This is a genomic window from Pseudomonas mendocina, assembly GCA_037482215.1.
In the GTDB taxonomy this organism is placed as follows: domain Bacteria; phylum Pseudomonadota; class Gammaproteobacteria; order Pseudomonadales; family Pseudomonadaceae; genus Aquipseudomonas; species Aquipseudomonas mendocina_E.
Genome location: CP148074.1, coordinates 4,069,378 through 4,088,767, shown reverse-complemented (window position 1 = coordinate 4,088,767; position 19,390 = coordinate 4,069,378). Strand labels below are relative to the sequence as shown.

The window sequence follows — 19,390 nt, the reverse complement described above, 5'->3', positions numbered from 1 at the left end:
GATATGAGTGGAGTGTCTATGGGTGATCGGCACGATTATGTCGCTCTTGAGTGGGTCAAGGGTGAAATCGCGGAAACCCTGAAACAGGCGCGTCAGGCCCTGGAGGCGTTCGTAGAGAACCCTCAGGATGTTACTCGCATGCGTTTTTGCCAGACCTACGTGCATCAGGTCCTTGGCACTTTGCAGATGGTCGAGTTTTACGGCGCCGCCTTGCTCGCAGAAGAAATGGAGCAACTGACTGGCGCGTTGATCGACGGTCGGGTCGGCAACCAGGGCGAAGCCCTGGAAGTGCTGATGCAGGCGATCTTGCAACTGCCGGTGTATCTGGATCGCATTCAGACTGCCCGTCGTGACCTGCCTATGGTCGTGTTGCCGCTGCTGAACGATCTGCGTGCTGCCCGTGGCGAAAAACTGCTGTCGGAAACCAGCCTGTTTGCTCCGGACATGTCATCCCGTGCGCCGGCCCTGACTCAGGAGGCCATTGTCAGCCTGAGCACCGCTGAGTTGCCTGTACTGCTGCGCAAGTTGCGGCAGATGCTACAGATGGCTTTGGTCGGTATTTTCCGCAATCAGGATGTCACGACCAATCTTGGCTATATGGCGCGCGTGCTTGCTCGCTTAGAAAATTTGTGCAAAGGCTCGCCGCTGGGCGCTTTGTGGCCCATCGCTGCGGGTGTTGTTGAAGGTTTGGCCGACGGCAGTGTGGCTAACAGCAATTCGGTACGCGCACTGCTCAAACAGGTGGATAAAGAGCTTAAGCGCCTGTTGGATCAGGGGGCCAATGGTTTCAATCAGGCTGCCCCGGAAGAGCTGAGCAAGAACCTGCTGTTCTATATCGCCAAATCCAGCAGCCAGTCGCCCCGTATTCGCGCCCTTAAAGAGCAATATCGCCTTGCTGATGCGTTGCCAGAAGCAGAGGTGGTTGAAGAGGAACGCGCTCGTCTGGCGGGACCTGATCGTGACGCCATGCGTTCTGTGGTCAGCGCTCTGTGCGAAGAGCTGGTGCGGGTGAAAGACAGCCTCGACCTGTTTGTGCGCAGTGATCGCAGCCAAGTCAGCGAATTGCAACAACTTGGCGCGCCGCTCAAACAGATCGCAGACACCTTGGCCGTGCTGGGTTTTGCGCAGCCGCGTAAGGTGATCGTCGAGCAACTGGATGTGGTCAACAACCTCGTTCGCGGTGTGGGCGAGCCGAGTGATGCGGTACTCATGGACGTGGCCGGTGCGCTGCTCTATGTGGAAGCCACACTGGCAGGCATGGTCGGCCCTTCGCAAGACACGAGCGAGGACAATCACCTGCCGACCACTGATGTGGCACAGATCCATCAGGTCGTGATCAAAGAAGCCCGCACCGGTTTGGAGCAGGCCAAGGACTCGATCATTGAGTTTATCGCCTCGCAATGGAATCACGAGCACCTGGCACGCGTTCCTGAACTGCTGACCCAGGCCCGTGGAGGCTTGGCGATGATTCCGTTGCCGCGAGCAGCAGAGTTACTCAACTCCTGCACCCGTTACATTCAGGAGCAATTGCTGGCCCGTAAGGCTGTGCCTAACTGGCAGAGCCTGGATATGCTCGCGGACGCCATAACCAGCGTCGAGTATTACTTGGAGCGCTTGTCCGAAGACCATGGCTCGCAAGGGGACATGATTCTCGACGTGGCCGAGGAAAGCCTGGCTAACCTGGGTTACCCGTCGCAGTCTGCAGCACCTCAACTTGAAGCAACACCTGAGCCCGAGCCTGAAGCCGGGGCAGAAGAACCAGCGCTTGAACTATTGCTGGATGAAGTCGACCTGCCCGGTGAGCCCGAGCCGCTATTTGAGCTGAGTGAAGTCCCACCTGCCGACGTGCAACCAACCGCTGCTGAATCGGCTGAACTCAGTTTCTCTCTGGCCGATGAACTAGGTGTTGAGGCCGAAGCCGAGGCGCCCGAGCAAACCGAACTGGCGGAGCTTGAGCTGGTTGATTTTGACTTTGCTGAACTTGAGCCCGCCCCGGATACCCAGGAGCTGGCACCGGCTCTGGCCGATGTTGCCCTGGATGAAGAGTTACCTGCGTTTGATGCCCTGGATTTGGGGGAGTCACCAGTTGTCTGGGACGTTGCCGAAATCGCTGCTCTGGATTTGCCTGAGGTCGAACTGCCTAGCGCACCAGTGATTGAAGAGCCGGTGCTGGAGTTGGATAAACCCTTGACCATGGCAGACGTCATGGCCACGCCGGTGCAGGCGATTAATCCACCTGCTGTCGACGCGCCACCCAGCTTGTTACCGCCGCCTGCGGATGAAGAGCCGCTCGATGAGGAACTGCAGGAAGTCTTTATCGAAGAAGTCGGAGAAGTGCTGGAGACTATCGGCGAATACTTCCCGCAATGGTGCGCCGACAGCGATAACAAAGAAGCCCTGGTTGAAGTCCGGCGTGCCTTCCACACCCTCAAGGGCAGTGGCCGGATGGTCCGCGCACTGATTATTGGCGAGCTGGCCTGGTCGGTTGAGAATCTACTGAACCGGGTGCTGGACCACACTATTGAGCCATCTGCCGACGTGCAGCAGGTGGTCGCTGATGTAGTTGCCCTGACACCAGCGCTGCTGGATGAGTTTGCCAACAAGGCGCAACGCCAGCGTGATGATGTCGATCATCTTGCAGCTACGGCCCATGCCTTGGCCAAAGGGCAGAAGCCGACTGCGCCAGTGCTCGCAGATGACGCTCCAGCAAGCACAGAAACAGTGCCTGAAACTCCGGCAGCTCAAGCTGAAGAAGCACCGCTGCAGCTCGTGCCTAATGAGCAAGAACCGCTTGACCCGCAGTTGCTGGAAATCTTCCGCAACGAAGCGGAAATGCACTTGGATACTTTGGTTGCCTTCTTGGCCGACTGTGCACAGGAGCTGCCACAGGCCGTTACCGACAATTTGCAGCGCGCATTGCACACCCTTAAGGGCAGTGCTTCGATGGCAGGTATTACGCCGGTTGCTGAAGTTGCTGCACCGCTGGAGCGCCTGGTCAAGGAATTCAAAACTAATTTGATTCCGGTAGACCTGGCCGAAGCTGAGCTGTTGAGCAGCGCTGAGAAGCTCATCCGCCAAGGTATTGAGCAATTGACGACGCAGCCTCTGGCCCCGCTTCCCGGCGCCGAAGAGTTCCTTGAGCGTGTCCAGCAACTGCACAACGAGCGCCTGGAACACGCTGAGAACAGCCGTCAGGAGCAGCAAGGTGGTAAGCGCGACCCGCAGATGATCAGCATCTTCCTCGCAGAGGGGATGGATATTCTGCTGGATGCCGAAGGCTTGTTGCAGCGCTGGCGTGAGCACCCGGCGGAGCGTCAAGAACTCAACTCACTGTTGGATGAGTTGACCACGCTGGGCCGTGGCGCCGAAATGGCCGAGCTGCCGCAGATCGAAGAACTGTGCGAAGCACTGTTGGATATCTACGGCGCTGTGGACGAGGGCAGCCTGGCTGTCAGTGATGCCCTCTTCGACGAGGTGCAACAAGCTCACGAAACCCTGATTGGCATGATGGATCAGGTGGCTGCCGCCCTTGACGTGAACGCTGCGCCCGAGCGTGTTACAGCACTACGCGAGTTGCTGAACCAAGCCCTGCCTCCGGATGCTATTGGTCTGCTCAGCGATGACGGGCAGAGCATGCAGGTTCTCGACTTGGATGCTCTGGGAGCGAGGCTTGAAACGGCTGATGACAACCTGCTGGACATCACCGAACTGAGCAGTGACGGTGTTGAGGATGGCAAGGTCGGAGAATTCGTCGTCGACGAATTGGTACTGCCAGAGCCGAATCACGCTGGTACTGATGACGGCATCGAGCCGTTGGTGCTGCCGTCTGAGTCAGAGGTTACAGAAGCGGCTGGCAGCCCTGCAGCCTTGGATACGCTGGATGACGAGATGGTGGCGATCTTCCTCGAAGAAGCCGTCGACATCCTCGAAAGCGCAGGTCAGTCACTGGAGCGCTGGCTGGCTGATCCAGAGAACAAACCAGCCTTGTCGGGCCTACAACGGGATTTGCACACCCTTAAGGGTGGTGCACGGATGGCTGAAATTCGTCCGATTGGCGATTTGGCCCATGAGCTGGAATCGCTGTACGAAGGCCTGGTGGATGGCCGTTACAGCTACTCACCGGTACTTTCCGGCCTGTTGCAGCAAAGCCACGATTGCCTGGCGCAGCAGCTTGAGCAGTTGCAGGCGCGGCAGGCTATGGCTCAACCCGAGGCGTTGATCGAGTCGATCCGCAGCTTCCGTCAGCATGGCGGTGCTGCTGTGCAGACGCCTTCGGTTGCAGATGAGCCGGCGCAAAGCGCTGAGCTGTCGGCAATGGATAGGCCATCAGAGCAGCCTGAGGTAGCCGAAGAGGCACAGCTTGAGACACGTGATGAGTCGCCCGTAGCAAGTGCAGAAGTACTTTCGCTCGAGCCTGAGGTTGAGGCCCTGGAGCGGGGCGAGTTTGAAACAATTCAGCCTCTGGACATGGCGCCTGCACCGATTGAGCCGGTTGTTCAGGACGCGGTGGTTGATGATCGCGACCCGGAGCTGGTGGAGATCTTCCTCGAAGAAGGCTTCGACATTATCGACAGCGCGTCGGCTGCATTGCAGCGCTGGGTCAATGATGTGGATAACAGCGTTGAGCTGGAGGCCCTGCAACGTGATCTGCATACCCTGAAAGGCGGTGCGCGGATGGCCGAAGTCCGTGAAATCGGTGATTTGGCCCATGAACTTGAATACCTTTATGAAGGTCTTGGACAAGGCAGCCTGAAGGCTGATCCGAGTTTGTTCGGCCTACTGCAAACCTGTCATGACAGCTTGTTTAGCATGCTTGAGGCAGTGCGTGATCGTCAGCCAGTACCGAGCGGCGACAGCCTGATCGAGGCCATCAAGCGCTTGCGCAGTGATCCAGGCCAGCAACTCTCGATACCGTCAGCGGTTTCTCTCAAGCCTCATGAAGAGGTTGTGGAGACGGAAGCTGAGTCAGACATCCTCGATATCTTCCTTGAGGAAGCCGACGACCTGCTTGAATCCATGGACGCCAGCATGGCGCGCTGGGATGCTGAGCGTGAGCAGAGTAAGCATATTGAAGACCTACAACGTGTGCTGCACACCCTCAAGGGTGGGGCGCGGCTTGCTGGGCAGAAGCGCCTCGGCGACCTGACCCACGAACTGGAGCAGTATCTGAGCGAGGCTCAGAATCAGGGTCTGAGCTGGAGCGAAGACCTGTTCAACGATACTCAGTCGGGTGTCGAAGCAATACGCCAGGAGCTGGAGGCACTCCGTCAGCGCCTGCATCTGCATGATGCACACGATGCAACATTGCCTGAGCTTAAGGATGCACCGGCACAAGCGCTTCCACAGCTATTAACGCCCATTGTCGCGGCCAGTCAGGGCTCGGCACAACAGGCGGAAAACAAAGTGCTGCCGTTTGTGCGTAAGGCGCAGGAGGCCGCGCAGGACCTGGCAGCTCGACGTGCGCCTCAGGAGCTGGTGCGGGTGCCCGCCGAGTTGCTTGAAGAGCTGGTTAACCTCGCCGGTGAAACCTCGATTTTCCGTGGCCGTGTTGAGCAACAGGTGAGTGACTTCGCATTCACACTCAGCGAAATGGAAGCCACCATCGACCGGGTGCGGGATCAGTTGCGTCGCCTCGATACCGAGACTCAAGCGCAGATTCTCAGCCGTATTCAGGCGGAGGCAGAGCGGGCCGGTTACGAGGAGTTCGACCCGCTGGAAATGGACCGACACTCGCAGTTGCAGCAGTTGTCGCGTTCTCTGTTTGAGTCCGCGTCTGACTTGCTCGACCTGAAGGAAACCCTGGCTGCCCGTAGTCGCGATGCAGAGACCCTGTTGCTGCAACAGGCGCGGGTCAACTCTGAGTTGCAGGAAGGCCTGATGCGTACGCGCATGGTGCCGTTCGACCGTTTGGTGCCGCGTCTGCGTCGTATCGTACGGCAGGTCGCTGGAGAGCTGGGCAAACAGGTCGAGTTCCACATCGGTAATGCAGAAGGCGAAATGGACCGCACGGTGCTTGAGCGCATTGTTGCGCCGCTGGAGCACATGCTGCGTAACGCTGTTGACCATGGCGTGGAGTCCGCTGAGGCGCGCCGCGCTGCTGGCAAGCCGGAACACGGCACGATCCGATTGGATATGGGCCGCGAAGGTGGCGATATCGTCTTGACCTTGTCGGATGATGGCGCGGGCATTCGCCTGGATGCGGTGAGACAGAAGGCCATTGAGCGGGGCTTGATGACGGCTGACTCGGACCTTACGGATCACGAGGTTTTACAGTTCATTCTGGAGGCCGGTTTCTCCACGGCTGAAAGGGTTACGCAGATTTCCGGCCGTGGCGTCGGCATGGATGTGGCCAACTCCGAGGTTAAACAGCTCGGTGGGTCGATGAGCATCGACTCAAAACCCGGTACTGGCACCACCTTTACGGTACGCCTGCCGTTTACCGTGTCGGTTAACCGGGCGTTGATGGTGCTTTCCGGAGAAGACCTCTACGCCATTCCGTTGAACACCATCGAAGGTATCGTGCGGGTTTCTCCCTATGAGCTAGAGGCCTACTACGCACCGGATGCACCACGCTTCGAGTACGCCGGGCAGGCTTATGAATTGCGTTATCTGGGGGATCTGCTAAACAACGGACAGCAACCCAAGTTGGTTGGTCAAAGCCTGCCGTTGCCGGTGATTCTGGTGCGGTCTAAAGAACACGTTGTTGCTGTTCAGGTTGACTCGCTGGCAGGCTCGCGGGAAATCGTGGTGAAGGGCTTGGGCCCGCAGTTCGCCGCGGTGCCAGGTATCTCCGGAGCGACCATTCTGGGGGACGGTCGTGTGGTGGTCATTCTCGACTTGCTCGCCACCATTCGTGCTCAGCACGCCCGTCAGCTTAGCCAGCAGCCACGTCAGGGGCGTCAGGTGGAGCAGGTGGCTGACAGCGACAGCGGTCGCCCGACACTGGTCATGGTGGTGGACGACTCGGTCACTGTGCGCAAGGTGACGACCCGCCTGCTGGAGCGCAACGGCATGAACGTACTGATCGCCAAAGATGGGGTCGATGCCATTGCCCAGCTGCAGGAAAACAAGCCAGACATCATGCTGCTGGATATTGAGATGCCACGTATGGACGGCTTCGAAGTGGCCACACTGGTTCGCCACGACGAGAGGCTGAAGGACCTGCCAATCATCATGATTACCTCGCGTACCGGCGACAAACACCGCGAGCGCGCCATGAGTCTTGGCGTCAACGAGTACCTCGGCAAGCCTTACCAGGAAGCCCTGTTGCTTGAAACCATTCAGGGATTGGTCAAACAGCCATGACAGAGAAAACGGCAGCTCGAATCGCGGTTATTGCCGACACCTCGCTGCAACGCCATGTGTTGCAGCAAGCGCTGACCGGCAATGGCTATCAGGTGGTGATGAACAGTGACCCGGCGCGTTTGGATGAAGCAGCGCTGAACGCGTGTGAAACGGATTTGTGGCTGGTCGATCTGGCGCAGTCTGAGGATTCGCCTCTGGTCGATAATCTCCTGGAGACCACGAATGCCCCGGTGCTCTTTGGTGAAGGCCATGCACCGGAGCGGCATTCCGAGCATTATCCGCGCTGGGAACGCAGCCTGTTCGGCAAGGTGAAGAAGTTGGTGGGTGACCCCGCGCAGGCTGTAGGGCCTGCGCTGGATGAATTGCTGGCCGATGCCCAGCGTCCTAGCCGTGTCGAACTGCCCGAGGCACTCGCGCAGACGCCGCTGGTTGCCGGTGAGCCCGCACGGCAAGTGTGGCTGCTGGCTGCTTCTTTGGGCGGTCCGGCTGCGGTCAAAGCATTTTTGGATTCATTGCCTGGTGGGCTGCCGATTGGCTTCATCTACGCCCAGCATATCGACCCCAGCTTTGAGTCGGCCTTACCGCAAGCGGTTGGTCGACATAGCCAGTGGCATGTGAATACTGTGCGTCATGGCGATGCGGTGCGGTGCGGAGAGGTGGTCGTGGTGCCGATCCGTAATGAACTGAACTTCAATGAAGACAAGCAGATGCAGGTGACCGAGCGCAGTTGGCCGGAGCCTTACAGTCCGTCTATCGATCAGATGATGCTCAACCTTGCGCAGCAATTCGGTGCTAACGCTGGGGTGATTGCCTTTAGTGGCATGGGCAGTGATGGCAGTGCCGCAGCTGCATACGTGGAGCGCCAAGGTGGTTTGATCTGGACGCAGCGCGCTGACAGCTGTGCTTGCCCGAGCATGCCAGACAGCTTGCGTGAGGGTGGGTACAGCAGTTTCAGCGGCGATCCACGTGAGCTGGCCGAAGCGTTGGTCAATCATCTGGCCGAGCAGTGCAGTTAATCAGGGGCGAGTAGCCAGACAGGATATTTTCATGAGTGAAGCGCTTGCGACACAAAACACTGCCAACAGCCTGACTGGGCTTCTGATCCCGTTAACGGACCGTACGCTGGTGCTGCCCAACGTTGCCGTGGCAGAGTTGATTGCTTACCGAGCGGTACAGGCAACTGAAGGCCTGCCGGGCTGGTTTTTGGGCCAGATTGCTTGGCGTGATCTGCGCTTGCCTTTGCTGTCGTTTGAGAATGCTTCCGGTGGCCAGAGCGTGATTACGCCAACATCCCGGGTGGCGATCATCAATGCCTTGGGCGGGCGGCCCAACGTGAAGTTTATTGCGCTGCTGGTACAGGGCATTCCCCGTTCGACCAAGCTGACCGCCGACCTGCCTCGCTCCGATGCCCCGTTGGCTGCTCTGGAGCTGGCGGCCGTGCAGGTGGGCGATACGGTCGCGAAGATTCCAGATCTGCTGGGGCTTGAGCAGAAATTGGCCGATGCAGGGCTAATCTGAGCCTTAGGGGAGGGCGATTAAAAATCGCCCCACAGTTGCTGAGCGACGCTCAGCGCCACGACTGGAGCGGTTTCCGTGCGCAGTACCCGTGGGCCGAGGCGGGCGGCATGAAAGCCTTGGTCCTGCGCCTGTTTTACTTCTGCATCGCTTAAACCACCTTCTGGGCCGATCAGGAACGCCAGTGAGTGTGGTTTGGCATGGCTGGCCCAAGGCTCAGCAACAGGATGCAGCACCAGTTTCAGGTCAGCCTCAACCTGCTTGAGCCACTCAGCCAGGCTGATGGGCGGATGAATCAGTGGCACTGTAGAGCGCCCGCATTGCTCACAGGCGCTGATTGCGACTTGGCGCCAGTGGGCCAGCCGCTTGTCGGCGCGCTCATCCTTCAACCGCACTTCGCAGCGTTCGCTGACAATCAGGCTGATTTCATTAGCGCCCAGTTCGGTTGCCTTCTGAATCGCCCAGTCCATACGTTCGCCGCGGGACAGCCCCTGCCCCAGATGGATATTCAGCGGCGAGTCGGGCTGACCGGCAAAGCTTTCGCGCAAATCCACGCGCACGGTTTTTTTACCGACTTCAATCAAATCCCCCAGGTACTCCTGACCGCTGCCGTCAAACAGCTGTACTGCATCCCCGACTGAGTGACGCAGTACGCGGCTGATGTAGTGAGCCTGGTCTTCAGGCAGTTCGTGCTGGCCGAGGGACAGGGGCGCATCGACAAAAAAACGGGAAAGACGCATGGGTGATAAATCGCAGTCAGTGAACGGTTGAATAGGAAAGATTAACCCGGGTCGCGAAAACCGGGGTAATTCGGGTTGCCAGCGGCGACGCTGATGCCTGTACGCGTGGCAATTTCGATGCCTTCAGTGGCCACCTCAGCCAGAAAGTCGATCTGCTCTGGTGTGATCACATACGGTGGCAGAAAGTACACCACACTGCCGAGTGGACGCAGCAGGGCGCCGCGGCTCAGAGCATGTTTATAAACCTGCATGCCACGGCGTTCTTGCCAGGGGTAGGCGGTTTTGGATTGCTTGTCCTGAACCATTTCGATGGCTATTGCCATGCCTGTCTGGCGAACCTCTGCGACATGAGCGTGATCGGCCAGATGGGCACAGGCTCGGTTCATACGAGCTGCCAGTGCCTTGTTGGCTTCGATCACATTGTCCTGCTCGAAGATATCCAGCGTCGCCAAGGCTGCCGCACAGGCCAGCGGGTTACCGGTATAGCTGTGGGAGTGAAGAAAGGCGCGCAGGGTTGAATAATCGTCATAGAAGGCCTGATAGACCTCGTGGGTAGTCAGGCATGCCGCTAGGGGCAGGTAACCGCCAGTAAGGGCTTTGGACAGGCATAGGAAATCAGGGCGAACGCCGGCTTGTTCGCAGGCAAACATACTGCCGGTGCGGCCGAAGCCTACGGCAATTTCATCGTGAATCAGGTGTACGCCGTAACGGTCGCAGGCCTCACGCAGCAGCTTGAGGTAGACCGGGTGGTACATGCGCATGCCGCCGGCGCCCTGAATCAGTGGCTCGACAATAACAGCGGCAATTTCGTGGCCGTGCTCGGCAAGGGTTTGCTCCATATGTTGGAACATCGTGCGCGAGTGGTCCTCCCAGCTCACGCCTTCAGGCCGGTAGTAGCAGTCCGGGCTTGGCACCTTGATGGTATCCAGCAAAAGGGCCTTGTAGGTGTCAGTAAACAGGCCGACGTCCCCCACCGACATCGCTGCGATGGTTTCGCCGTGGTAGCTGTTGCTCAGGGTGACGAAGCGCTTTTTCTCGGGTTTGCCGGTGTTGAGCCAGTAGTGGAAGCTCATTTTCAAAGCGACTTCGATGCATGAAGAGCCGTTGTCGGCATAGAACACGTGATCCAGCCCTGCTGGGGTGATCTGTACCAAACGCTCGGACAGTTCGATCACCGGCTGATGGCTGAAACCCGCCAGGATCACATGCTCAAGCTGGTCGACCTGATCCTTGATGCGCTGGTTAATGCGCGGATTGGCATGGCCGAACACGTTGACCCACCAGGAGCTCACAGCATCCAGGTAGCGTTTGCCGTCGAAGTCTTCCAGCCAAACGCCTTCACCGCGCTTGATGGGTATCAGCGGCAGGTTTTCGTGGTCCTTCATCTGGGTGCAGGGATGCCAGACAACCTTCAGGTCGCGCTGCATCCAGTGATCATTAAGGCTCATCGTTTGGCTCTCCGTGCAAGAGTGCAAAGCCTACCAGAAGCCCAGTCGATCATGGATATGAGGTGCTGCTGCAACAATGCGTCACAGATAAGTTGTTGTTCTTAATGGCCTTGGACTGGACAGCGATAAAATTGCAGAGCAGGTTATCTTCCGCGTGAACTATCAAGCGTATCGATTAGTAATAGCTAAAAAATAGTCTTTACCTCGATAGGCATGTTGCTAACCTCAACCCTTTGAATTGCTCAATTGACAGGAAAGACAGCGATGCAGTGGCGTAACTCACCTTCACACTATGGGGCGGTCAGCGTGATTATGCATTGGCTGGTGGCTGTGACGGTTTTTTCATTGTTTGCGTTGGGCTTTTGGATGGTCGGGCTGGACTATTACAGCAGTTGGTACCGCACCGGCCCTGAATTGCATAAAAGTTTTGGTCTGCTGCTCTTTGCAGTCATGTTGTTTCGCGTTTTCTGGCGTGTACGCTCACCAGCCCCCCAAGCACTCCCTGAGCATGGGCCGTTGACGCGATTAGGTAGCAAGCTCGGGCATGGCCTTCTTTATGTTGGTCTGTTTGTTGTCATGATTTCCGGCTATTTAATTTCAACTGCAGATGGCCGTGGCATACCTGTCTTCGGCTTATTTGAAGTGCCTGCAACGATCACCAGCATTGCTGATCAGGAGGACGTCGCAGGCCTTGTGCATAAATACGTGGCTTGGGGCTTGGTTATCTTCGCATTGCTCCATGGATTGGCCGCACTCAAACACCACTTTTTAGATCGTGACCGGACCTTATTACGGATGTTTGGTCGCTAATAACCGGGGCCAGATTTCTGGCCCACATCAACTAAGAAAGGAAGACCCCATGTTGAAAAAGACTCTCGCAGCACTGGCTCTAGGCAGCGTTCTCGCAGGTCAGGCAATGGCTGCCGACTATGTGATTGATAAAGAAGGTCAGCACGCATTCGTGAACTTCAAAATCAGCCACCTCGGTTTCAGCTGGCTTTACGGCACATTTAAAGACTTCGACGGCACCTTCAGTTTTGACGCCGCCAAGCCAGAAGAGAGCAAGGTTAACGTTACCCTGAAGACTGCAAGCCTGGACACTAACCACGCTGAGCGTGATAAGCACCTGCGCAGCCCAGAGTTCCTGAACGTAAGCAAGCACCCGACTGCTACGTTCAATTCCACATCGGTTAAGAGCACTGGCGAAGGCACAGCTGATATCACTGGTGACCTGACCCTGAACGGCGTAACCAAGCCTGTCGTCATCGCCGCCAAGTTTATTGGTGAGGGTAAAGACCCATGGGGTGGCTACCGTGCTGGTTTCGAAGGTACAACCAAGGTGAAACTGAAAGACTTCAATATTGAGCGTGACCTTGGTCCAGCTGCCCAGGAAGCCTATCTGTACATCACCGTTGAAGGCCTGCGTAAGTAATAGACTTACTTAAGTCATGCCTTAACAAAAACGCCGCCCATTGGGCGGCGTTTTTGTCTGCGGAGATTAAGAGTCGTCGCGGTTGCGCGTCAGCAGCGCGGGCTTCTCGCTGCGTGGACGTGCATTGCTCAACTCATCCAGCTGCTCCGGGGTCGGGAAGCGGTCCAAGCGTGAGCTCTTGTGCAGAATCAGCGGCTGCTTGGCGGCTGGCTTAGCAGCGGTATCACGCATCGGGCGTTCATCGCGGCTCAGCGACGTCACGCGGTTGTCGCGTGGCGGGCGGGCACGGTTGGAGCCGTTGCGGCCCTGTGCGTTTTGTCCCTGTCCGTTGCTGCGTTGACCGCCGTTATTGGCACCATTGTTACGGCGGCCTTGTTGGCCACCTGCGCCATTATTATTGCGTGGAGCCCTGTCCTGGCGAGCGCCCTGATTTCTCGGTGCGCCGTTTTGCCCAGCACCTTGTCCTGGGCGGCGACCACGGTTCTGCTGCTTGTTCTGAGTCGGGCTGACGTAATCGGCGCGGTTACCGAAGTTGTCGATTTCGTCGTCCAGGAACTCTTCAGGGTCGCGGTCTGGTGGCAGTGTTGGGATGGCTGCCGGGCGTGCATCCTGACGTGGCTGCTGTTGCCGACGATTAGACTGGGAGCGGTTGCGGTTATTGCGTGAACCTTCCTTGTTCTGCTCTTTGCCGGCCTCGTTATTGCTGGCCTCTTTGGATGCAGAACGGCCTTTGTCTTTACCTTTGTCGCGGCGGCCATTGCTGCGGCGCTCACCCTCCGGCTTGTCGGCCCGAGGTTGGCGTGGCGGGCGCGGTTCGCGCACTTCAGGACGTTCGGCTTCCAGGGCGCTGGCATCGAAACCTTGCAGATCCCCATCCGGGATTTTCTGCTTGGTCATACGCTCGATGTTTTTCAGCAGCTTCTCTTCGTCCGGGGCAACCAGCGAAATCGCCTCGCCGGTGCGACCCGCGCGGCCGGTACGGCCAATACGGTGAACGTAATCTTCTTCTACGTTCGGCAATTCAAAGTTGACCACGTGGGGCAACTGGTCGATATCCAGGCCGCGTGCAGCAATATCCGTGGCAACCAGAATACGTACCTTGTTCGCTTTGAAGTCGGCCAAAGCCTTGGTGCGGGCGTTCTGGCTCTTGTTGCCGTGAATGGCGGCAGCAGGCAGACCATGCTTCTCAAGGTATTCGGCAAGGCGGTTGGCGCCGTGCTTGGTGCGGGTAAACACCAACACCTGTTCCCATGCCCCAGCCGTGATCAGGTGAGCGAGCAGGGCGCGCTTCTGATTGGCAGGCAGGCGGAAAATGCGTTGTTCGATGCGTTCGACCGTGGTGTTTGGCGGCGTGACCTCAATGCGCTCGGGGTCGTGCAGCAGCTTGTTGGCCAGGTCAGTAATGTCTTTGGAGAAGGTAGCCGAGAACAGCAGGTTCTGGCGCTGAGCAGGCAGTTTGGCCAAGACCTTCTTCACATCATGAATGAAGCCCATGTCGAGCATGCGGTCGGCTTCGTCCAGTACCAGAATTTCTACGTGGCTCAGGTCAACAGCGCCTTGGCTGGCCATATCCAGCAGGCGGCCGGGGCAGGCCACCAGTACGTCCACACCTTTGGCCAGTGCTTTGATCTGAGGCGTCATACCGACACCGCCGAAGATGCAAGAACTCACCAGATTCAGGTCGCGGGCATACAGCTTAAAGCTGTCATGAACCTGGGCAGCGAGTTCGCGAGTTGGGGTCAGAACCAGTACACGGGGTTGCTTCGGGCCGTGACGCTGTTCGCGGTCGGGATGACCACCGGGAAATAGACGTTCAAGAATCGGCAGGGCAAAACCGCCCGTTTTACCTGTACCCGTCTGGGCTGCCACCATCAGGTCGCGACCTTGCAACACGGCGGGAATAGCCCGCTGTTGCACCGGAGTGGGTTGGGTGTAGCCTGCGGCTTCGACCGCACGGACTAAAGCCTCGGAGAGACCGAGGGAAGCAAAGGACATGTGTGATCCTGTCTAGTGAGGGCTTGGCCCTATGGGGTGTAATGCCTGGCTTGAATCACACATAAGGGGTGTGATCCCGTCCGGTACTACTGGCCTCTGGGGGCGAGTATCCGGGCGCAAGTCAGACAGGGTTGGTCGAGTATAACAGAGCTGCGCGTTTGTGAATGGGTTTGCTGTCAGCTGAATCTGCTGAAGAGCGACGGATGGCTGTGCGGCAGTGTAAGCCATCTTCGTCAACAGCCCCGTGAGGTCGTGCGCTGTTCGGACCCGCCCTGAAGCGGTTATGAGGCGCACGGACATCACTTACTTGACCAGCCTATAGCAGGGCTCATAGGCGCTGCCGCCAGGAAGTTTCATGCGGTGCTGGTCAACAAAGGCCTGTAGCAGCAGATCAAGCTGATGCATGATCTGTGGGTCGCCACTGATTTCGTAGGGGCCGTGTTGTTCAATCATGCGGATGCCTTGCTCCTTGACGTTGCCGGAGACAATCCCTGAGAACGCCCGGCGCAGGTTGGCTGCCAGCTCGTGGGCAGGCTGTTCGCGGGTCAGATTGAGGCTGGCCATGTTCGCATGGGTGGGTTCGAAAGGATGCTGGAAGCCTTCGTCGATTTTCAGCAACCAGTTGAAGTGGTAGGCATCCGTATGCTCGCGGCGGAAGTGGGTCACGGTCTCAATGCCACGAGCCATGTCATACGCCACCAGCGTTGGGTCATCAATAATGATGCGATACAGGTTCTGGGCCTGTTCGCCTAACGTATTGCCTATAAAGTCGTGCAACAGGTTCAGATAGTCGGCAGACGTTGCGGGCCCTGTGATAATCAGCGGGAAGGGCAGGTTACGGTTCTCAGGGTGGAGCAGGATACCCAGTAGGTATAACAGCTCCTCTGCAGTCCCGGCGCCGCCTGGAAAAATGATGATGCCGTGCCCCACGCGGACAAACGCTTCAAGGCGCTTTTCGATGTCCGGCAGGATGACCAGCTCGTTGACGATTGGGTTAGGGGCTTCGGCGGCGATAATGCCCGGTTCGGTCAGACCCAGATACCGAGCATGCAAAATGCGTTGTTTAGCATGGGCAATGGTGGCGCCTTTCATTGGGCCCTTCATCACACCGGGGCCGCAGCCGGTGCAGATGTCCATGCCGCGCAGGCCAAGCTCATGGCCGACCTTCTTGGTGTATTTGTATTCTTCACTGCTGATCGAGTGACCGCCCCAACACACCACCATGTTCGGCTCGATGCCGGGGCGTAAGGTATGAGCATTGCGCAGCAGGTGAAATACGTAATCAGTAATGCCCTGACTGCTGGCAAAGTCGAAGCGCTGGTACTCCAGTTCGCTCTGTGCATAAACGATGTCGCGCAAGGCGCTGAACAGCATCTCCCTTGTGCTGGCGATCATTTCGCCATCAACGAAGGCGTCCGCTGGTGCATTCAGTAGCTCAAGGCGGATGCCGCGGTCCTGCTGGAGGATACGCACTTCGAAGTCGGGATAGGCTTCAAGAATGGTTTTTGCGTTGTCACTGTGCGAGCCGGTATTGAGAATGGCCAGAGCGCATTGGCGGAACAGCTGGTAAACGCTGCCGGAGCCGGTCTCGCGCAGTTGCTGCACTTCCCGTTGAGAAAGGGTTTCCAGGCTGCCTCGGGGTGAGACTGAGGCATTGATGGTTTTACGTGCGGCCATTCAGGCGCTCCCTGTTCTATATAACCGCGTGGCCTTGCATGGCCAGGCGTTTCCTGAAGTATGGTCGTGGATACAGCCTTGCTCAGAGTTTGGTGCGCGACAAAAGTTCGTAAAGAGTCTTTTGGCTGCATGAGGCGTTGATAACTGCCGACCCGGTATCGAGTCGGCAGTCTGACCGTCAACGGGGTAGTTGAAGGTTATTCCAGATCGCCAGGCTGGCCTCGGCCTGGTTCAGGGTGTAGAAGTGCAGCCCTGGTGCGCCGCCTTCCAGCAGCTGTTCGCACATGCGGGTGATCACTTGTTCGCCGAACGCCTGGATGCTGTCGATGTCATCACCGTAGGCTTCCAGTTGTTTGCGGATCCAGCGCGGCAGTTCGGCACCGCAGGCGTCGGAGAAGCGCGCCAGTTTGCTGTAGTTGGTGATCGGCATGATGCCCGGCACGATTGGCAGGTCCACGCCCAGCTTGCGAACACGGTCGACAAAGTAGAAGTAGCTGTCGGCGTTGAAGAAGTACTGGGTGATGGCGCTGTCAGCACCGGCTTTGGCCTTGCGCACGAAGTTGGCGATATCGTCTTCGAAATTGCGTGCCTGCGGATGCATCTCCGGGTAAGCGGCGATTTCGATATGGAAGTGGTCGCCTGTCTCGCTGCGGATGAACTCCACCAGCTCATTGGCAAAGCGCAGCTCACCGCTGGCCATGCCCATACCGGACGGCAGGTCGCCACGCAGGGCTACGATGCGCTTGATGCCTGCATCCTTGTACTGGTTGAGCAGCTCGCGCAGTTCGGCTTTGCTATCACCAACGCAGGAAAGGTGGGGGGCGGTTGGAACCTTCACTTCACCGTCCAGTTGCAGAACGGTGTTGAGGGTACGGTCGCGGGTGGAGCCACCTGCGCCATAAGTGCAGGAGAAAAAGTCCGGCTTGTAGCTCGCCAGTTGGCGCGCCACCGTCATCAGTTTTTCGTGGCCGGCTTCGGTCTTGGTAGGGAAGAACTCAAAGCTGTAACGGCGATCTTGAGACATAAAAAAATTCCATAAAATGGGCCGGTCAGACCGGCCCATCAAAGTACTCAACAGGAGCTTGTTGGCTCCTCAACATCAGTAGCGGTAGGTCTCTGGCTTGAATGGGCCTTCGACGGTTACGCCGATGTAATCAGCCTGCTGCTTGGTCAGTTTGGTGACCACGCCGCCAAAGCCTTTCACCATTTCCAGGGCTACTTCTTCGTCGAGTTTCTTCGGCAGAACTTCAACTGTCAGACGCTCGGCTTTTTTCTCAGCCGACAGGTCAGCGAATTTCTGCTCGTACAGGAAGATTTGAGCCAGCACTTGGTTGGCGAAGGAACCGTCCATGATACGGCTTGGGTGGCCAGTGGCGTTGCCCAGGTTCACCAGACGGCCTTCGGCCAGGAGGATCAGGTAATCATCGTTTTGTGGGTCGAAGCTGCCTGCACCAGTACGGTGGACTTTGTGCACCTGCGGCTTCACTTCTTCCCATGCCCAGTTCTTGCGCATGAAAGCAGTGTCGATTTCGTTATCGAAGTGACCGATGTTGCACACGACTGCACGCTTCTTCAGGGCTTTGAGCATGTTGGCATCGCAGACGTTGACGTTACCTGTAGTGGTGACGATCAGGTCGATTTTGCCCAGCAGTGCTGCATCAACACTGGCTTCTGTACCGTCATTGAGGCCGTCTTTGTATGGGGAAACCAGCTCAAAGCCGTCCATGCAGGCCTGCATAGCGCAGATCGGGTCTACTTCGGACACTTTAACGATCATGCCTTCTTGGCGCAGGGATTGTGCAGAGCCCTTACCTACGTCGCCGTAGCCGATGACCAGAGCTTGTTTACCAGACAGCAGGTGGTCGGTACCACGTTTGATGGCGTCGTTCAGGCTGTGACGGCAGCCGTACTTGTTGTCGTTCTTGCTCTTGGTTACTGAGTCGTTGACGTTGATTGCCGGGACTTTGAGGGTGCCAGCTTTCAGCATGTCGAGCAGGCGGTGTACGCCCGTGGTGGTTTCTTCGGTGATGCCGTGGATTTTTTCCAGCATCTGCGGGTACTTCTTGTGCAGGATTTCGGTCAGGTCGCCGCCGTCGTCCAGCACCATGTTGGCATCCCATGGCTGGCCATCCTTGAGGATGGTCTGCTCGATGCACCACTCGTACTCTTCTTCAGTCTCGCCTTTCCAAGCGAATACCGGGATACCGGCTGCTGCAATGGCCGCAGCGGCCTGGTCTTGGGTGGAGAAGATGTTGCAGCTGGACCAGCGCACTTCTGCGCCTAGTGCGATCAGGGTTTCGATCAGTACACCGGTCTGGATGGTCATGTGGATGCAGCCGAGGATTTTTGCACCTTTAAGCGGCTGGCTGGCTGCGTACTTGCGACGCAGGCCCATCAGCGCTGGCATTTCCGACTCGGCGATGATCAGCTCTTTACGGCCCCAATCGGCCAGGGAAATGTCAGCTACTTTGTAATCAGTAAAAGCGGCGCTCATAAAGCTCTCCATTCGTTGTCTGCGAATGGGCGCCGTTGATGCGTTTGGGTAACGCCCCATCCGAGCCTGACAGGTCAGAAATCAACCTGCTGCAGCGCCCCTCGGACAGGTGGCGGGACTGCCCGAAAATGTTGGGCAGGTGAAGCGGGGGAATTATAGCGGCTCGTGTCACTTAGCCAAAGGTTTTCTGTCGAGCTGTATTCGGCGTCATGGCCGATTTTAAGCAAATGTATCTGGTGTTTGGGCGTCGGCTGGTGCAGGCTGCGCAGGTTTTCCACAAAGAGGTGCTGCTATGACCATCGCGTATTGGTGTGTGTTGATCGCAATGATTCTGCCGTATGTCTCGACCATCACTGCCAAGGCCATTGGTGGTGGCTTCAGCCCGGAACATAACCGTGATCCCCGTGCGCTGCTGGATCGGCTCACAGGCATGGCGCGACGCGCGCATAATGCCCAGCTCAACAGCTTTGAGGTGACACCGGCGTTTTCCGCAGCGGTGATCATTGCTCACTTGGCGGGTAACGCTGAGCAGATGCTGATTGATCAGTTGGCGATTTGCTTTGTGATCAACCGGCTGGTTTACCTGATCTGCTACCTGATGGACTGGGCACCATTGCGCTCACTGGTCTGGTTTGTCGGGATGGGGTTGATCATCAGTCTGTTTGTGGTCTCAGCCTAAGTACCGGTTGGTTTGCGACTTTGTAACATTTGTGAATAAAGACTGATCTTGGTGTCTGAGAGTTGGCTGGCGATACTGTCGGCCAATTTTCGAGTGTTGCTGAAA

Annotated in this window: 12 protein-coding genes and 1 riboswitch; of the genes, 6 read left to right on the top strand and 6 right to left on the bottom strand. The window is 57.5% G+C overall.

Translation table 11 applies throughout. The features are described 5' to 3' along the window. Positions 1-18: 18 nt before the first annotated feature. The 3 genes from WG219_18910 to WG219_18900 are packed head-to-tail and all read left to right on the top strand — an operon-like array spanning position 19 to position 8,823. Positions 19-7,305, top strand: a complete 7,287-nt coding sequence (locus tag WG219_18910; GenBank protein WXL28044.1) for an Hpt domain-containing protein — start codon at positions 19-21, stop codon at positions 7,303-7,305. Further along, on the top strand, positions 7,302-8,321 hold the full coding sequence (locus WG219_18905; protein WXL25348.1) for a chemotaxis protein CheB: 1,020 nt from the start codon (positions 7,302-7,304) through the stop codon (positions 8,319-8,321). Before WG219_18910 ends, WG219_18905 begins: the two co-directional genes overlap by 4 nt. Before the next feature lie 31 nt (positions 8,322-8,352). After that, entirely contained in the window at positions 8,353-8,823 is a 471-nt protein-coding gene (locus tag WG219_18900) for a chemotaxis protein CheW (GenBank protein WXL25347.1), read from the top strand. Positions 8,824-8,840: 17 nt separating this feature from the next. Here the strand turns inward: WG219_18900 and WG219_18895 are convergent, their stop codons facing one another. After that, complete coding sequence (locus WG219_18895; GenBank protein WXL25346.1) at positions 8,841-9,560, bottom strand: 16S rRNA (uracil(1498)-N(3))-methyltransferase; 720 nt, start codon at positions 9,558-9,560, stop codon at positions 8,841-8,843. Between the two features lie 41 nt (positions 9,561-9,601). After that, complete coding sequence (locus WG219_18890; GenBank protein ID WXL25345.1) at positions 9,602-11,008, bottom strand: adenosylmethionine--8-amino-7-oxononanoate transaminase; 1,407 nt, start codon at positions 11,006-11,008, stop codon at positions 9,602-9,604. A 264-nt stretch (positions 11,009-11,272) separates the two neighbouring features. Between WG219_18890 and WG219_18885 the strand changes: the two genes are divergently transcribed. Together WG219_18885 and WG219_18880 are read left to right on the top strand one after the other, a co-directional pair. Further along, on the top strand, positions 11,273-11,818 hold the full coding sequence (locus tag WG219_18885) for a cytochrome b (protein WXL25344.1): 546 nt from the start codon (positions 11,273-11,275) through the stop codon (positions 11,816-11,818). 49 nt (positions 11,819-11,867) lie between these two features. Continuing rightward, positions 11,868-12,440, top strand: a complete 573-nt coding sequence (locus tag WG219_18880; GenBank protein ID WXL25343.1) for a YceI family protein — start codon at positions 11,868-11,870, stop codon at positions 12,438-12,440. A gap of 66 nt (positions 12,441-12,506) precedes the next feature. On the opposite strand, the gene WG219_18875 is transcribed toward WG219_18880, so the two are convergent. The 4 genes from WG219_18875 to ahcY form a co-directional block, all read right to left on the bottom strand. Continuing rightward, positions 12,507-14,435, bottom strand: a complete 1,929-nt coding sequence (locus tag WG219_18875) for a DEAD/DEAH box helicase (GenBank protein WXL25342.1) — start codon at positions 14,433-14,435, stop codon at positions 12,507-12,509. A 303-nt stretch (positions 14,436-14,738) separates the two neighbouring features. Then, entirely contained in the window at positions 14,739-16,112 is a 1,374-nt protein-coding gene (gene ppnN, locus WG219_18870; GenBank protein WXL25341.1) for a nucleotide 5'-monophosphate nucleosidase PpnN, read from the bottom strand. A gap of 178 nt (positions 16,113-16,290) precedes the next feature. Next, complete coding sequence (gene metF / locus WG219_18865; protein ID WXL25340.1) at positions 16,291-17,136, bottom strand: methylenetetrahydrofolate reductase [NAD(P)H]; 846 nt, start codon at positions 17,134-17,136, stop codon at positions 16,291-16,293. 75 nt (positions 17,137-17,211) lie between these two features. Then, a complete protein-coding gene (ahcY, locus tag WG219_18860; protein ID WXL25339.1) occupies positions 17,212-18,618 on the bottom strand; it encodes an adenosylhomocysteinase in 1,407 nt (468 codons plus the stop codon). Positions 18,619-18,626: 8 nt separating this feature from the next. Further along, positions 18,627-18,715: riboswitch (S-adenosyl-L-homocysteine riboswitch) on the bottom strand. Positions 18,716-18,898: 183 nt separating this feature from the next. Here ahcY and WG219_18855 point away from each other — a divergent pair. Next, positions 18,899-19,285 carry an MAPEG family protein gene (locus tag WG219_18855; GenBank protein ID WXL25338.1) on the top strand — a complete coding sequence of 129 codons (387 nt, stop codon included), beginning with the start codon at positions 18,899-18,901 and terminating at the stop codon, positions 19,283-19,285. The last annotated feature ends 105 nt before the right edge of the window (positions 19,286-19,390 follow it).

Bases quoted from the DNA above. Each gene is read 5' to 3' on its own strand.
- ppnN (WXL25341.1), bottom strand. From the start codon at position 16,112: ATGGCCGCACGTAAAACCATCAATGCCTCAGTCTCACCCCGAGGCAGC.
- WG219_18910 (WXL28044.1), top strand. From the start codon at position 19: ATGGGTGATCGGCACGATTATGTCGCTCTTGAGTGGGTCAAGGGTGAA.
- WG219_18900 (WXL25347.1), top strand. From the start codon at position 8,353: ATGAGTGAAGCGCTTGCGACACAAAACACTGCCAACAGCCTGACTGGG.
- WG219_18880 (WXL25343.1), top strand. From the start codon at position 11,868: ATGTTGAAAAAGACTCTCGCAGCACTGGCTCTAGGCAGCGTTCTCGCA.
- metF (WXL25340.1), bottom strand. From the start codon at position 17,136: ATGTCTCAAGATCGCCGTTACAGCTTTGAGTTCTTCCCTACCAAGACC.
- WG219_18905 (WXL25348.1), top strand. From the start codon at position 7,302: ATGACAGAGAAAACGGCAGCTCGAATCGCGGTTATTGCCGACACCTCG.
- WG219_18855 (WXL25338.1), top strand. From the start codon at position 18,899: ATGACCATCGCGTATTGGTGTGTGTTGATCGCAATGATTCTGCCGTAT.
- ahcY (WXL25339.1), bottom strand. From the start codon at position 18,618: ATGGAGAGCTTTATGAGCGCCGCTTTTACTGATTACAAAGTAGCTGAC.
- WG219_18875 (WXL25342.1), bottom strand. From the start codon at position 14,435: ATGTCCTTTGCTTCCCTCGGTCTCTCCGAGGCTTTAGTCCGTGCGGTC.
- WG219_18890 (WXL25345.1), bottom strand. From the start codon at position 11,008: ATGAGCCTTAATGATCACTGGATGCAGCGCGACCTGAAGGTTGTCTGG.
- WG219_18885 (WXL25344.1), top strand. From the start codon at position 11,273: ATGCAGTGGCGTAACTCACCTTCACACTATGGGGCGGTCAGCGTGATT.
- WG219_18895 (WXL25346.1), bottom strand. From the start codon at position 9,560: ATGCGTCTTTCCCGTTTTTTTGTCGATGCGCCCCTGTCCCTCGGCCAG.